The following is a 14,045-nucleotide window of genomic DNA, read 5'->3' as shown; positions in this document are numbered from 1 at the left end:
GGTTGCGTTATATTACACCTTCGCCCGAGGCGCCATATGCTAGCAAGGACAAGGTTACTTACAGTCTTTCTTTTTTTTGTACTCGGTGGGTCGCCTGGCTATGGCCAAGACCAGAGCGCCTGCGGAAATCCGCCGCAACTGCCGGTCACAACTGAAAGCTCCTCCAGCATTAAAGGGGACCTTGAAGGCAAAGCAAAATTCCTCTCGAGCTTGGTTGGGAACGCGGAGCTAGGGGGAAAGGTGGAGGCCGCTCGAAGAGAATTGTACCAAACGAATGATAAATTCTTCGCGGCGCAAAACGACGCTTATTTGGCGTATGTATTCTGCACGATCATTATGAAAGATAAGGATCTAAACACTCAAGAAAAGCTCAAGGCCTTACAAGAATTTCGCAGGCCGCTCTCCAGCAATGACGCTCCGGCAAAACTGGCGAGCAAGGATGGCCAAGCCAGCATCGTCAAGGGGCAGCAAGGACAGCAAAGCTCTGATGCGTTTGTTGATCTCAAAGTCATCGCAACGCCCACCGTTCCAAGCACGCTGTTGATTGACCTAACCGGTTTCATAGCATGGACCATCGTTGGAGCGAGATACGATGACAACGGTCTATTGCGGTTGTTCTTAAACAAAATGGAGCATATGTCATCAAGCGACGTGAGCTTGGTCATCTCTGCTGATAACTTTGAGATTTACCGTGCAACTATTGCAATCGGAAGCAGTGCCGAGGCGAGGCTTACCCGCAGTCCGCTTTTTTCGATAGACCGCATCACAGAACTCAGTTCAGACGATCCTGGTAGCGTGAAATTTGACATCATTATTTCAAATAACAGTTCCGCCGACGTTTACGTGTCGAAATTCATTTTGCTCTTGATTGGAAGCAGCAATAGCGGATGCAATCCAAATCCTATCGTAACTTTCAAGTATGACGTTCAGTTACGCGCTGACCGTGGCAATGTAGTTGGACGTATCTCTGCTCCTGGCGAGCAGGACGGCTTGCCGGTTACTGGCACGCTCGTACAAAGCTATTGCGATGGCTATTTGCTCGTCTCATACGCGCAATCATTGCTGGTCTCGAAGCAGTCGAAAGTCGCCTACGTTATGTCCTTTGTCGGATTTGACCGAACGGCGAAAGAGATCATAGCGCCGAAATATGGACGTTTAGACTCGCTTTGCGGCTTGGTTGATTTGCTGGACAAGAAATCAAAAAGAAAATCCGATGATCCCTGCAGGGAGAAAACGCCGGTTGACGAACAGAAGATCGCATTCCTTGGCTACTCACCGAAGGAGCTTCGCGAGAAAAAGGACAAGGGCGAGCTTAACGGGGCAGTTCCTCTTCGCTTATTTATTAAGGCGGGAGATGGTATTTCCTATCTCGCCCCTCATCTCAGTGATTGCGTTATCATTGCGCTAACTGACAACGGATCGGTCGCAGATCGCAGTTTTTGTCCTACGAAAAGAGAACCCTGGAGCTCCAGCGACTATGCCGCGCAAATTGGTGACGCTCTGGTAGCAAACGGATTAAACCAGAGCGAGGCAGGTAGGATTGTCAAAAATTACGCTGGCGGAAGAGCGCATTGATCCCTTCGCTGCGAAGCGAGCCAGTTCCGCCAACCAACCTTTGTTTGGTTCCGCATGAAAAACCGCCAGGTGCTTCCCGGACGGGTCGCCTGGATTGCGAGGCAATCAAGCTGCCATCGGAACCACGTTATCGGCGGGCTGTGGGGCCTCGTGATCAAGCAAGGCGCGGCGCGAGAGGTTGCCGGAATGCTCGGTGATGAACTTCGAATAGGTCCGCTCGATCTCCGCGACGCTCGTGTTGTGGCTTGCCGCGACGACCCGGATGGGAATGTTGAGCAGCAGGTTGCGGACAATCGAGCTATGGCGCAGCGCGTATAGCGTGACCTCGTCCGGATCGAGGCCGATGGCCTTAACGACCTCGGCAACGTCCTCGCGATAGTCGTCCGAGACCCCCTTGCCATCGACGCCCCAGGTCTTGCCGTTGCTCCGCACCAGGAGCGGCGCGCTCGCGGGCCGACCCTTCGCCGCCTTCGCCAGCCTTTCCGCCAGGGCCGGGGTGATGTGGACCGAATAGCGCTCGACCTTTTTGCTGGTCCGATTGAGGCCGCCGCCCTTGGCCGACTTCGGCATCATCAGCCGGGGCTCGGTCTTGTGCGCGATCAGGTCCCGCACATAGAGGCGAGCGGCCTGGGAGGGCCGCGCCCCGCTTTGCGCCAGCACGTCGGTGAGCTCGCCGAGCTTCGCGTCGTGGGCATAGGCAGCCCCGACGAAGCGGATGACCTGCGGATTGGTCAGGATGACGTTGTTGACCTCGTTGGCATCGGGCAGCAGCTGGAGGCCGGTCGTCCAGGCGTGCTCGTTCTTGATGCGCCGGTCGGCCTTGGCGGCGAGATTGAGCGCGGCCTTGATCACCTTGCAGTACCGGTTGACGCTGGCCGGGGCCATCTTCGCCAGCATGCCATCGCGCCACTTGCGCAGCTCCTGGGAGTCGAGCAGCGGGACCGGCTTGCTCAAGAGCGCGGCGGGCAGATGGCCCTTCGGGGTGGTCGCGTTGCTCGCGCCAGCGCCGCGCGAGACCAGATCGTCCTTGTAGCGGTCCATGGCGATCCCGAGCGTGACCGGCTTGTTGCCTTGCTCCTCTTCGACCTCGTCCTCGTCGCCGCCGCGCACCAGCTTGCGCGCTTCGGTGACCGCTTGGCCATAATTGAAGACGGCCTTGCCATCGGCCTTGGCGAAGTCGTCGGCGATGCCGAACTTCTTCAGCCATTCGCCTCCCTGGCCATCGGCAGCGCGGATCGACCAAGTGCCTGCGCCTTCGTTGCGTCGGTAGCCGAGCGAGAGGCCAGGGCCGAGCCGTTGCCAGTGCGGCTTCTTCCGGATATCGAGCTTCAATCGAGCAGTGGGAGTTTCAAGGGAATAGTTACGGGGCTTCGCCATGATCTTGCACATTCCTGTTTGTTTTAGTGTCCGGCCCGGTGTCGGGAAGTGCGGGGTGCAACCTCTTGCGCCCCGCTTCAGGACTGTGCAGAATTTACTATGGATATCAGGGGGTTAGAAGTCCTCCGGTTTACGCAAGACGCTGCAAGGAAATGCAAAATTCTCCCACAAGGGGAGAGGGGACAACAGCGCGTCGCGCCGTAGGCGTTCACTAGTGCGCCATCATCCGTGTCGGCAGCCAGGTTGCCAGCAGCGGGAACGCGATCAAAATCACCAGCCGCACCAGATCCGTCGCCACGAACGGGATCACGCCCTTGAAGATCGTGGAGAAGGAAACGTCCTTCACCACGCTCTTGATGACAAAGACGTTCATCCCGACCGGCGGATGGATCAGGCCGAGCTCGACGGTCATCACGATGATGACGCCGAACCAGATCGGATCAAACCCGAGATGCGTGATGACGGGGAAAATGATCGGCACGGTGAGGATGATCATCGCCATGGCGTCCATGAGGCAGCCGAGCACGAGATACATCACCATGATCAGCGCCAGCACGCCGTAGGGGCCGAGGCCGAGGCCGGTGAGGAATTCGGTGACCTTCTGCGGCGTCTGCGTCACCGTGAGGAAATAGCCGAAGATCAGCGCGCCGATCAGCACGGTGAACACGGCGGCCGCGGTGCGCGTCGCCTGCAGCAGCGAGGCCAAGATCTTCTCGCGGTCGAGCCGGCCGGTGACGACGCCGATGATGAAGGCGCCCGCGGCGCCGACGCCGCCGGCTTCCGTCGGCGTGAAGCGCGGCAGGAACGGCAGGCCGTAGAGGCCGCCGATGACGAAGACGAACAGCAAGACCGGCGCCCAGATGTCCTTCAGGCCCGCAAAGCGCTCGCGCCACGGCAGCACCTTGCCCTTGGGTAGGAAGTCCGGGCGAAAATGACCGATCAGGAAGATCGTGATCATGTACATGGTCATTGCCAGCAGGCCCGGAATGATGCCGGCGATGAAAAGCTTTCCGATGTCCTGCTCGGTGATGATGCCGTAGACCGCGAGCACGGTGGATGGCGGCAGCATCGCGCCCAGCGTGCCGCCGGCGGCGATCACGCCGGTGGCGAACGACTGCGGATAGCCGAAGCGGCGCATCTCGGGATAGGCGACCGCGGAGAAGGTCGCGGCGGTCGCGACGGAGGAGCCGCAGATCGCGGCAAAGCCGCCGCAGGCGCCGACGGTGGCGATGCCGAGCCCGCCGCGCAGATGCCCGACGAAACCGTTGGCGGCGCGGAACAGCTCGCGGCTCATGCCGGAATTGCTGACGAAGGAGCCCATCAGCAGGAACATCGGGATGACGCCGAACGTGTAGTCGGTGACCGTACGCATCGAGGTCTGGCCGACCAGTTTCAGCGCCGCAGTGCCGTTGACGAGATAGGCGAAGCCGGTCACGCCGACGAGGCCCATGGCCATGCCGACGGGCACGCGCAGCAGCATCAGGACGAACAGGGAAACGAAGCCGATTAAGGCGACGGCATCGGTGCTCATGATTACTCCGTCGCCTTCAATTTGGGATCGTGCATGTCTTCGGGATGGAAGATCAGGCGGTAGGTGCGGATCGCGATCAGCAGCACGGCCGCGGCATCACCGATCCACGCGACCGCGAAGAACGGCCAGGTCGGCATGTGCATGTCGAAGGTCTGGACATTGTCGTTGTAGGTGCCGCGCACCTTGTCGAACAGCGTCCAGGTCTGCACGGTGACGACGAACAGCAGCACCAGCGTTGCGAACACGTCGATCCAGCGCTGATAGCGCGGCCCAACATTGCCCCAGACAAGGTCGACCGTGATGTGGGTGCCGCGATAGGACGTCGCCGCGATGCCCCAGAAGATGAGAATGCCGAGCAGCATGCGGCCGATATCGAACGAGTCGGGGATCGAGTAGTTCAGCGTGTTGCGCAGCAGCACCGACAGGAAGATGTCGAGCGCGACGATGCCGACGAAGCCGGCCGCGATCCATTCGATCGTGTCGATGATGCGGTCCATCCAGGAGCGCTTCATGGGAGGTGTCACGTCGTGTGCTGTCATTGTTTGATCTCGGTCTCGCCGCGCACTTCACCTCGCCCCGCTTGCGGGGAGAGGTCGAATTCGAGCGTCGCTCGAATTCGGGTGAGGGGGACTCTCCGCGAATCGAGCTGCCACCATTTCTGCGGAAGCGGCCCCTCACCCCAACCCTCTCCCCGTAAGGACGGGGAGAGGGGGAAGAAGAGAGCCGGCCGCGGCCGCAGCTTGGCGCTACTCCGCCAGCGCGTTGTACTTCTTCAGCGACGCCTTCAGCTCGCTAAGCGCCGCGTCCGGATCGGCGCCGGCCTTCTTGGCGCCTTCGCCCCAGGTCTTGACCAAGGGATCGGCGGCCTTCTTCCAGGCGGCGGTCTGTTCCGGCGTCAGCTTGTAGACCTCGTGGCCGGCTTCCGCCTTGACCTTGTCGATGCCGGCGTCCTCGAACTTGCCCCAGTGCTCGCCGACCACGCCGGCCATCTCGGTCGAGCAGTTCTTGTCGATCGCGGCCTTCTGCTTGTCGGACATCGCGTTGTACTTGTCCTTGTTGATCACGAACACGAAGGTCGTGGTGTAGAGCGGCGCCTCCATGTCGTACTTAGTCACCTTGTCGATGCCGAACAGCACCAGCGAGCCCCAGGGGAAGGTGACGCCGTCGGCGACGCCGCGCTCGATGATGTCGCGCACTTCGGGCGCGGAGGACTGCACATTGGTGCCGCCGAGCGAGGTGACGAAATTCGCCATGGTGGCGTGCGCGGGACGGATCTTCAGGCCCTTCACATCCTCCGGCATCACGATCTTCTTCGTCTTGGAATGGAACGACGAAGGCGAGTGGACGAAGGCGAGGCAGTATTTGACGTCCTTCATCTCCTTCTCGGCATATTTGCGGTACCAGGCGTCCAGGCCCATCGAGCCGCCTTTGGCGTCCGAAATCAGGAACGGCAGTTCGCCGGCGCCGACGATCGGGAAGCGGCCGGGCTGATAGCCGGGATTGACGTAGGTGACGTCGGCGATGCCGTCGCGCGCCATGTCGTAATGGTCGAATGCCTTGCCGAGTTGCTGGGCGGGAAACACCTTGCCCGTGATAGTGCCGCCGGAATCCTTATTCACCGCGGCCACCCAGTCTTCCAGGGACTTCTGCAGCGGATGCGAGGCCGGCACCCAGTGCGAGATCTTCAAATCGAAGGTCTTGTCCTGCGCGAACGCGGGGCTCACGCTTGCTGCCAGCAGCAACGCCAGACAGGCTTTCCTCATCGGTCGTCTCTCCCTGTTTCGACGGCGGGCTTCGATGGCCCGGTCTCATTAATTAACATGTTATCTAATTTGCCGGCGCGTTCAAGCCGGAACTGGCGCGGCGTGCCGCCGCGTCATCTACGTCAGCCATGTTGCATGGATTTGTCGCTGCTCGGGCGCACTCCCCTTTTGCCCAACGATTATATGATATAATTATCTTGCGCGGACCGACGCGACAAGCGAGCCGCGGCGAAAACCTACAGGATCGGGAGGAGCAAGTATTGCGGACAAAAGTCGCAATCATCGGGGCCGGGCCGGCCGGATTGTTGCTTGGGCAACTGCTGCACCAATACGGCATCGACAATGTGATTCTGGAGCGGCAGAGCCCGGACTACGTGCTCGGCCGCATCCGTGCCGGCCTCCTCGAGGAGGGAACCGTCGCGCTGCTCGACCAGATCGGCGCCAGCGCGCGGGCGCATGCCGAGGGCCTGGTGCATGAAGGCATCGAGCTCGCCTTTTCCGGGCGCCGTCACCGCATCGACATGAAGGCCGCGACCGGCAAGACGGTCATGATCTATGGCCAGACCGAGGTCACGCTCGACCTGATGAATGCGCGCAAGGCCGCGGGTCTCACCTCGGTCTACGAGGCCAAAGACGTGCAGCCGCATGATTTCGACGGCAGTCGGCCGCGCGTCACCTATGTCAAGGACGGGGTCACCCACACGATCGATTGCGACTTCGTCGCCGGCTGCGATGGCTTTCACGGCGTCAGCCGCGCCAGCGTCCCGGCCACGGCGATCGAGGAGTTCGAGCGGGTCTATCCGTTCGGCTGGCTCGGCATTCTGTCCGAGACGCCCCCTGTCAGCCACGAGCTGATCTATTCCAATCACGCCCGCGGCTTCGCGCTCTGCACCATGCGCTCGACACACCGTAGCCGCTACTATGTGCAGTGCGCGCTCGACGACCACGTCGACCAGTGGCCGGACGACCGATTCTGGGACGAACTGAAGCGCCGGCTTGATCAGGAGGCCGCCGACAGTCTGGTCACGGGGCCCTCGATCGAGAAGAGCATTGCGCCGCTGCGCAGCTTCGTCGCCGAGCCGATGCGGTTCGGCAAGATGTTCCTGTGCGGCGACGCCGCCCACATCGTGCCGCCGACCGGCGCGAAGGGGCGAACTTAGCTGCCAGCGATGCGCATTATCTGTCGAACGCACTTCGCGAATTCTACGACGAGAAATCCAACGCCGGCATCGATGCCTATTCCGCCACGGCGCTGGCGCGGGTCTGGAAAGCGGTGCGCTTCTCCTGGTGGATGACCTCGATGCTGCACAAATTCCCCGACACCGGCACCATCGGCGGGCGCATCCAGCTCGCCGAGCTCGACTACGTCACGCAGTCGCAGGCCGCGATGACGTCGCTGTCGGAGAACTATGTGGGGCTGCCGTTTTGACAACAGCTGTCATGCCCCGCGGAGGCGGGGCATCCAGTACGCCGCGGCTTCTCCGTATCACGTCACCGTCTCTGGGATACTGGATCACCCGCTTTCTGTTTAGTCCGGAGACATGGCTGACACCTGTTCGGACACATCACTGACAGGTTGGCCATTGGTCAAGTCGATCGATGCGACCTGCCAGCTGGCGAAGAAGATTCCGTAGTGGCCGTCACGAACCAGTGGCCGGATGGCAAGGCGTTCGCGGGCGAAGGCCTGGGGAACTTTCCAGAAGCGTCCCTTGAAGGAGATGTAGGGTCTTGTCGATGAGACCCTGCGCACGATCTCGCCGCTGTCGTATTCGACGTTCGGAACGCGGGCCGGCATGGGGCGAGCACTTGGCCGGAAGCGATCGGCAGGGACCTGCATATCGAGGCCTTGGTGAGGCCGCTCCAGATTGTAGACCTGGCCGCCAGGCGTCGAAGGCGCGCTGGACTTCCGGGAGAGTTCGGAAGCGGCGCATTGCAAACACCTCGGCCTTCAGGGTGCGATGGAAGCGCTCGTTCTTGCCGCGGGCCTGTGGGTGGCATGGCCTGGCGTGCACCACCCTGACGCCAAGCTTGAGCAGCCACACCTTCAGTCCGGTCCAACGAATGCCGGACGTATCGCCCCAGGGTGAGCCATTGTCGGTGTAGAAGGCCTCTGGCAGGCCATAGCAGCGGAACGTCGTCGACAGGTGATTCTGCACGGTGAGACGCTGCTCGTCGGCACATGCCTTCAGGCACAGCACGTAGCGCGAGTGATCGTCGACGATGGTCAGCGGATGGCATCGTGTCCCGTCGGCCAGCGGCAGGTGGCCCTTGAAGTCCATCTGCCACAGCAGATTGGGAGCTTCCTTCTCGAACCGGTGGCCCGGATTGGGCGGCGCATTCTCACTCGGTTTGACCCGGCCGTTCCGACACAGGATCTGGTGCACCGTTGATGGCACAGGCACCGTCTGCCCGCCCCGCTTCAGGCAATGGGCAATCTTCCGTGCTCCCCAAGCCGGATGCTTGTCGCGTACAGCCAGGACTTCTACTTCGACCGCAGCCTCACTCCGCTTGGGCATCGCATGCGGGCGCCGGGAGCGGTCGGCCAGCTCCCGATCGCCGGCCTGCCAGCGCGCCAGCCACTTGTAGCCGACGTCAGGACTGATGTTGAACCGACGGCACAGTTCGCGCCGGTTGGCGCCCTCCTGCAAAGCCAGCCGCACAAACTCGTGACGCTGATCCATCACTGACACCTCGCTCCAAGGCATGGACGGCCTCCCGAATCGGACCAATCCAGCCAATGTTGATGTGTCAGCTATGTCTCCGAACACCCGTCAGTGATCTGTCCGGGCTAAACATCAAGCCGGGCGATGACAATCTTCGTGAGGCAACGCCGGAGGTCATTTCAAACACCCGCGCAAATTCCGTTTAAAACTTTGTAGGCGGTGAAACTGTCATCCACATCGCGTTCAATGGCGCCAACCAGCAACGCGAGACACGCTATGACCGACACCGACATCCCCGACGGCTTCGAGCCGCTTTCCCGCAAGAGTCCGCTCACCGAGCCGTGGGAGCCGCTCTACGCGAAGAAAACCGACAAGGCCGTGATCATCGGTCTGCGCCTCGCCAGGCCGCACACCAACGGCCGCGGCCTGATCCATGGCGGCCTCATCGCCGCACTCGCGGACAATGCCATGGGCTGTAGCTGCGCGCAGATGACGAACTGGACCACCTCGTTCGTCACGATCTCGCTCACGGTCGATTTCGTCGGCTCCGCCGAGATCGGCAAGTGGCTCGCGATCGAGAGCGACGTGATCAGGACCGGCAAGACGATCTGTTTCGCGCAATGCCTGGTGAAGGCCGACGAAGCCGTGATCGCGCGGGCCAGCGGGACGTTCAGGGTGGTGCCGAAGAAGGGGTAGAGATCTCGTGTCCCGGACGCGGTGCGGCGCGAAGTGCCGCTCCGCAGAGCCGGGACCCATCCATCCGCAGCCCATGCGCTGGCCTTCTGGGTCCCGGCTCTGCGCAGCAACGCTACGCGTTGCAGCGCGTCCGGGACACGAGACCATCACCCAAACTTCCACTCTGCCGTCTCCACCACCAAATCAATGAAGGCCCGCACCTTGGCCGACAGCAAACGCGAGGTCGGATAGACGATATGGATCGGCAGCGCCGGCTGCTCGTATTTCGCCAGCACGATTTTGAGCCGCCCGCGCTTCAGGCCCTCCGCGGCCTGATAGGCCAGCACCCGCGTGATGCCCCCGCCGGCTTCTGCATATTGCAGGGCGGCGTCGGCGCTGTTGCTGGTAAAACGTGGCGTCGGCGTCCACTCGATATCGCGGCCGTCTTGGACGAAGTGCCAATTGGCGTAGGGGCCGAACGCGATGGTCTGGTGCGCGAGCAATTCCTGTGGCGTCTTCGGCTCGCCGTGGCGCTTCAGGTAGCCCGGCGTCGCCACCGTGATCCGCCGCATCTCGCCGACCTGGCGTGCGACCAGCGAAGAATCGGCGAGATGGCCGATCCGCACCGCGGCATCGACCGCGTCCTCGACGAGATTGACGAGGTTGTCCGAGAGCCTGAGCTCGGCCGTGACCTCCGGATAGCGCTTGAGATAATCGGTCATGACCGGCGAGACATGCAGCCGCCCGAAGCCGAGGGGCGCCGACACCACCAGACGGCCGCTCGGCCGGTTCCGCTCCTCGCGCGCGGAGCCGTCGGCCTCCTCGACATCGGCGAGGATGCGCCGCGCGCGCTCCAGATAGCGCGTGCCGACATCGGTCAATCTCACCTGCCGGGTGGTGCGCTGCAGCAGCCGCGCGCCGAGATGCTCCTCCAACGCCGCGATCAGCCGCGTCACGGCCGATGGCGACAGCTGCAGCTTGCGCGCTGCCGGCGCAAAGCCGCGCAGATCGGCGACGGTGACGAAGACGTGCATGGCTTCGAGGCGGTCCATGGTATTATTGCATATATCGCAATGATAAAGTGTCAAGTGGCCAGATTGTTTTACCCGCCGGAAGGTCCACCTTAGACAGCGAAAGACGCAGGGATGCGCCGGGATTTCAGGAGATGTTCCGATGACGGCAACTCACACCTACGCCAGCGACGTGGCGTTCACGCCGGCGGTGAAATCGATCCAGACCCGAAAGGGATCACGCGAAGGCTATGCTCATGCCGAGCAGCGCGGATGGCGCACCGAGGTCGACGAGAACCTTGCGGCGTTCCTGGCTGACGCCAACAGCTTTTATTTCGCCACCGCCTCCGGCGATGGCCAGCCCTACATCGTAAACGGTACGAGAGGCCCACGGAGCCACGGACTTGGTGCGGACGGCCTACGCACCGCGCTTGAAGCGTATAGGCATCCAGAACTGCCGGAGGGCCTCGACGGTTGCTGGAATGTTGCGCCAGGCGTTTTGGATGATGGGCTGCGTTCCCAGCGTGCGCCGGGCCGGGGGTAGCAAGGGTCGACCGGCGTCGTCGATGCAATGGACCAAGATCGGCCGCAGCATAAGGTGTTCGGTTCCATTCGGGGGGAGAAGCCGCGACCAGACGAGAAGCCGAAGCTTCATGACGGCGTAGAAGCCCATGCACCAGGGCTGCGGGTCGACTTCGCCGTCCGGTGATCGCACGAACAGCGGCTCGAAGCTCTCCGGTCTCGTCGACAGCGTCTCGCTGATAGCGTTGTGGCGCATCAGCGTGGCGGCGATTGCCGAGAACTCCTCGGTGTCGTGATTGAAGGCGTCGGGATCTACGCCGAGGAGCGGGCACACCCATTCCTCGGACGCCATCGAGACCGGCCCGGCGACGACCGCGGCCACCGCGCCATCGAGCATGGAGAGCGACGTCGCCCGCGGATGCCGAAGCGTCGGCGACCTGGCGCGCTTGCTGATCCATTGCCCGAGCCGTTCGAACGACATGGCATAGTCCGCCATCGTCGTCTTGCGTGCTTTTCGCGTTCCCCGCCCTTGCTTCGGCTTCGTCATGCCACGGCCCGCTTTTCGGCTTCGCGTGCGGCCTTCCAGTTCCAGGCCAGAAGTTCGTGAAGCTGGTTGGTCTTCGTGGCGCCGCTCACCATGCGATCGAGAACGTCGACGAGATACGCCTCGGGGTCGAGGCCATTCAATTTCGCTGTGTTAAGAAGCGAAGCGAGTATCGCCCAGGTCTCGCCCCCGCCTTCGTCACCACTGAACAACGAGTTCTTTTTTCCGATCGCAATTGGCCTGATCGATCGTTCGACCGTGTTGGTGTCCGGCTCGAGCCGCCCGTCATCCAGGAACGTCGTCAGGCCCTGCCAGCGTTCGAGCATGTAGTCGATCGCCTTGATGAGCGTCGAGCGGCGGGAGATCCCGTCCTTCACCGCGATCAGACGGGCCCTCAACGCCTCCATCAGCGGCTTCGTCTCGGCCTGTCGCGTCGCGCGGCGTTCCCCAGCATCGAGACCGCGGATCCTCTCCTCGATCGCGTAGACGGCCGCAATGCGCTCGATGACCTCCGCGGCGAAGGGTGAGTTCGTCGTCTTGTGCACCCTCACGAAGTTGCGGCGCGCGTGAACGAGACAATACGCCAGCTGGATCTGGCCCGACATCATCGCATCGCCCGCCAGCGAGGCGTAGGCGGCATAGCCGTCGACTTGCAGCACGCCTTCGAAGCCGGCTAACTGCGCCACGATCTCCTTTTTGCCGCGACCACCTGCGAACACGTAGGCGACCGCCGGCGGCGCCGGCCCCTTCCACGCCCGATCGTCCGTCGCGTGCGCCCAGAACTGGCAGATCCTCGTGCGGCCGCGTCCCGGATCGAGCACTGGCATCGGCGTCTCGTCGCAGAACAGCCGCTCGAAGCCGTGCATAGTCTTCAGTTGCAGATCGTAGAGGCCCCTGACCAGCCACGCCGCGCTCCCCATCCAGCGCGCCAGCGTCTGACGGTCGACGACGACACCCTGACCCGCCAGGATCTGCGTCTGGCGATAGAGCGTCGATTGCCAGGCATATTTGGCCGCGGCGATATGCGCGATCAGCGCCGTCGTTGCCATGCCGCCCTCGACGAGCCGCGCCGGTGCCGGGGCCTGGACAATCGGGCCCTCACAGGAGCGGCAGGCGTATTTTGGACGGATCGTGCGGAGCACACGCAGCCACGCGGGAACCCGATCGAGCGCTTCGCTGCTCTCCTCGCCGATCCGATGCATCTGACCCGTGCAGCACGGGCACAGCGTGGACGCCGGCTCGATCACCCGCTCGACCCGAGGCAGATGCGCCGGCAGCGCGCCGATGTTGCGCTTCGCTTTGCGCCGCTCCGGCCGCGGCGCGTCCGGTTTGTCGTCATTGGCCGGGAGCTGTGAGCCGGCGGTCCGTTCCAGATCAAACGCGATCTGTTCGGCGCAGACGATCGCCGCGCGCTCCGATCGTGCGCCGAAGATCAGGCTCTTCAACGTGGCGATCTCTGCGCGCAGATCATCGTTCTCGCCTTCGAAAGCCAGCACCATCTCGGCAAGAGCCGCAGGGTCAGAGGGGAGATCTTCGGGGCGAAGCGCCATATCGCAGAGCTACACGAACGCACTCGCAATCGCCAGCAAAACAAGACGCTTCAGGCAACCTTCGTCGGCCGCTTCGTCACCTTCGGGACCACACGCGACCACTCCGCAAGACCTTCAATCAGCATCGCCAGTTGCGCCCCCGTCACCGGCATCGTACCCTCGCGAACAGGTGGCCAGGCAAAGCCCCCATTCTCCAGCCACTTCGTCGCTAGAACCATTCCCGAGCCGTCAAAAACCAGTAGCTTCAAACGATCCGATCGCTTCGATCGGAAGACATAAACGTCACCGCTGTAGGGCTTGCCGCCTAATCCCTCCGCTACCAGCGCGACAAGGCCATGAACGCCTTTACGAAAGTCAATCGGCTGCGTCGCGACGAACACACGGACCATTGGACCGAAAGAGATCATCGCGTCGATCTCACCGCCGCCAGCACGCGCTCCAGCGTCGCGGCGTCGACGCCGACGGGCACGCGCACCGTCGCGCCCGCGATCATCACCTCGATCCGCTCGGCCGGATCCGTCAGAACATGCGCCTTATCGATCGCGTTCGGCTGCGCCTCGACGGCGGCCTCGAGCCTGACTTGCACGAACTGCGGCGCTTCGCTCGACGCGAGCCGCGCCTGGCGCCGCCACACACTGAGCAGTCCCCGGTTCACCCCGTTGCGTCGAGCCACCTCGGAAATGCTCGTCTCCGGATCGGCACTCTCGGCCACGATCCGCGCCTTCTCCGCATCGCTCCAACTGCGCCGTCGCCTCTCCCCTGTGATCACCTCGATCCGCTGATAGGAGGCGGCATCATGCCCGTCTTGATGTCTGTCTTGATGCATGGAACGAGC

The 14,045-nt window shown here is 62.4% G+C and carries 11 protein-coding genes and 3 pseudogenes; 4 read left to right on the top strand and 10 right to left on the bottom strand.

What is annotated here, in order from left to right:
* Positions 1-36: 36 nt before the first annotated feature.
* The gene (locus J4G43_RS46810) at positions 37-1,575 is read left to right on the top strand and encodes a hypothetical protein (protein WP_208088870.1); all 1,539 of its coding nucleotides are present in this window, start codon (positions 37-39) and stop codon (positions 1,573-1,575) included.
* A gap of 105 nt (positions 1,576-1,680) precedes the next feature.
* Here J4G43_RS46810 and J4G43_RS46805 read toward each other — a convergent pair whose 3' ends face one another.
* The 4 genes from J4G43_RS46805 to J4G43_RS46790 all read right to left on the bottom strand — a co-directional run bounded on the left by J4G43_RS46805 (position 1,681) and on the right by J4G43_RS46790 (position 6,246).
* Positions 1,681-2,952 (bottom strand): site-specific integrase, encoded by a 1,272-nt coding sequence (locus tag J4G43_RS46805; RefSeq protein WP_210387414.1) that lies wholly within the window; start codon positions 2,950-2,952, stop codon positions 1,681-1,683.
* A gap of 211 nt (positions 2,953-3,163) precedes the next feature.
* A complete protein-coding gene (locus tag J4G43_RS46800) occupies positions 3,164-4,483 on the bottom strand; it encodes a TRAP transporter large permease (RefSeq protein WP_071916741.1) in 1,320 nt (439 codons plus the stop codon).
* A 2-nt stretch (positions 4,484-4,485) separates the two neighbouring features.
* Positions 4,486-4,995 carry a TRAP transporter small permease gene (locus tag J4G43_RS46795; RefSeq protein WP_014498282.1) on the bottom strand — a complete coding sequence of 170 codons (510 nt, stop codon included), beginning with the start codon at positions 4,993-4,995 and terminating at the stop codon, positions 4,486-4,488.
* 234 nt (positions 4,996-5,229) lie between these two features.
* Positions 5,230-6,246: a TRAP transporter substrate-binding protein gene (locus J4G43_RS46790; RefSeq protein ID WP_208088869.1), complete on the bottom strand. Its 1,017-nt coding sequence runs from the start codon at positions 6,244-6,246 to the stop codon at positions 5,230-5,232.
* 260 nt (positions 6,247-6,506) lie between these two features.
* Here J4G43_RS46790 and pobA point away from each other — a divergent pair.
* Positions 6,507-7,675, top strand: a pseudogene (pobA, locus tag J4G43_RS46785) (4-hydroxybenzoate 3-monooxygenase).
* A gap of 99 nt (positions 7,676-7,774) precedes the next feature.
* Here pobA and J4G43_RS46780 read toward each other — a convergent pair.
* Positions 7,775-8,951 (bottom strand): annotated as a pseudogene (locus tag J4G43_RS46780) (IS481 family transposase).
* Between the two features lie 234 nt (positions 8,952-9,185).
* On the opposite strand from J4G43_RS46780, the gene J4G43_RS46775 reads away from it, so the two are divergent.
* Positions 9,186-9,605, top strand: coding sequence for a PaaI family thioesterase (locus tag J4G43_RS46775; protein ID WP_208088868.1), 420 nt, complete (start codon positions 9,186-9,188; stop codon positions 9,603-9,605).
* A 146-nt stretch (positions 9,606-9,751) separates the two neighbouring features.
* Here the strand turns inward: J4G43_RS46775 and J4G43_RS46770 are convergent, their stop codons facing one another.
* Positions 9,752-10,636: a LysR family transcriptional regulator gene (locus J4G43_RS46770; RefSeq protein WP_208068779.1), complete on the bottom strand. Its 885-nt coding sequence runs from the start codon at positions 10,634-10,636 to the stop codon at positions 9,752-9,754.
* Between the two features lie 121 nt (positions 10,637-10,757).
* On the opposite strand from J4G43_RS46770, the pseudogene J4G43_RS46765 reads away from it, so the two are divergent.
* A pseudogene (locus tag J4G43_RS46765) lies at positions 10,758-10,964 on the top strand (pyridoxamine 5'-phosphate oxidase family protein); the annotation flags it as partial.
* A gap of 48 nt (positions 10,965-11,012) precedes the next feature.
* On the opposite strand, the gene J4G43_RS46760 reads toward J4G43_RS46765, so the two are convergent.
* From J4G43_RS46760 to tnpA, 4 genes are read right to left on the bottom strand one after another with little or no spacing between them, the layout of a single operon-like run.
* A complete protein-coding gene (locus tag J4G43_RS46760) occupies positions 11,013-11,663 on the bottom strand; it encodes a UPF0149 family protein (protein WP_063712394.1) in 651 nt (216 codons plus the stop codon).
* The gene (gene tnpC, locus J4G43_RS46755) at positions 11,660-13,210 is read right to left on the bottom strand and encodes an IS66 family transposase (protein WP_035681142.1); all 1,551 of its coding nucleotides are present in this window, start codon (positions 13,208-13,210) and stop codon (positions 11,660-11,662) included. Before tnpC ends, J4G43_RS46760 begins: the two co-directional genes overlap by 4 nt.
* A 50-nt stretch (positions 13,211-13,260) precedes the next feature.
* Positions 13,261-13,617 (bottom strand): IS66 family insertion sequence element accessory protein TnpB, encoded by a 357-nt coding sequence (tnpB, locus tag J4G43_RS46750; protein ID WP_018273742.1) that lies wholly within the window; start codon positions 13,615-13,617, stop codon positions 13,261-13,263.
* Entirely contained in the window at positions 13,614-14,036 is a 423-nt protein-coding gene (gene tnpA, locus J4G43_RS56265) for an IS66-like element accessory protein TnpA (RefSeq protein ID WP_018273743.1), read from the bottom strand. The genes tnpB and tnpA overlap by 4 nt, the downstream gene beginning before the upstream one ends.
* Between the last annotated feature and the right edge of the window lie 9 nt (positions 14,037-14,045).

This window comes from Bradyrhizobium barranii subsp. barranii, from assembly GCF_017565645.3.
In the GTDB taxonomy this organism is placed as follows: Bacteria; Pseudomonadota; Alphaproteobacteria; order Rhizobiales; family Xanthobacteraceae; genus Bradyrhizobium; species Bradyrhizobium barranii.
Note: the sequence above shows the minus strand (reverse complement) of the source record. Positions and strands in the feature narration are given on the sequence as shown.

Excerpts from the sequence above, each read along its gene's own strand:
- J4G43_RS46770 (WP_208068779.1), bottom strand. The coding sequence starts at position 10,636 with ATGGACCGCCTCGAAGCCATGCACGTCTTCGTCACCGTCGCCGATCTG.
- J4G43_RS46800 (WP_071916741.1), bottom strand. The coding sequence starts at position 4,483 with ATGAGCACCGATGCCGTCGCCTTAATCGGCTTCGTTTCCCTGTTCGTC.
- J4G43_RS46790 (WP_208088869.1), bottom strand. The coding sequence starts at position 6,246 with ATGAGGAAAGCCTGTCTGGCGTTGCTGCTGGCAGCAAGCGTGAGCCCC.
- J4G43_RS46760 (WP_063712394.1), bottom strand. The coding sequence starts at position 11,663 with ATGACGAAGCCGAAGCAAGGGCGGGGAACGCGAAAAGCACGCAAGACG.
- tnpB (WP_018273742.1), bottom strand. The coding sequence starts at position 13,617 with ATGATCTCTTTCGGTCCAATGGTCCGTGTGTTCGTCGCGACGCAGCCG.
- J4G43_RS46810 (WP_208088870.1), top strand. The coding sequence starts at position 37 with ATGCTAGCAAGGACAAGGTTACTTACAGTCTTTCTTTTTTTTGTACTC.
- tnpC (WP_035681142.1), bottom strand. The coding sequence starts at position 13,210 with ATGGCGCTTCGCCCCGAAGATCTCCCCTCTGACCCTGCGGCTCTTGCC.
- J4G43_RS46805 (WP_210387414.1), bottom strand. The coding sequence starts at position 2,952 with ATGGCGAAGCCCCGTAACTATTCCCTTGAAACTCCCACTGCTCGATTG.
- tnpA (WP_018273743.1), bottom strand. The coding sequence starts at position 14,036 with ATGCATCAAGACAGACATCAAGACGGGCATGATGCCGCCTCCTATCAG.
- J4G43_RS46775 (WP_208088868.1), top strand. The coding sequence starts at position 9,186 with ATGACCGACACCGACATCCCCGACGGCTTCGAGCCGCTTTCCCGCAAG.
- J4G43_RS46795 (WP_014498282.1), bottom strand. The coding sequence starts at position 4,995 with ATGAAGCGCTCCTGGATGGACCGCATCATCGACACGATCGAATGGATC.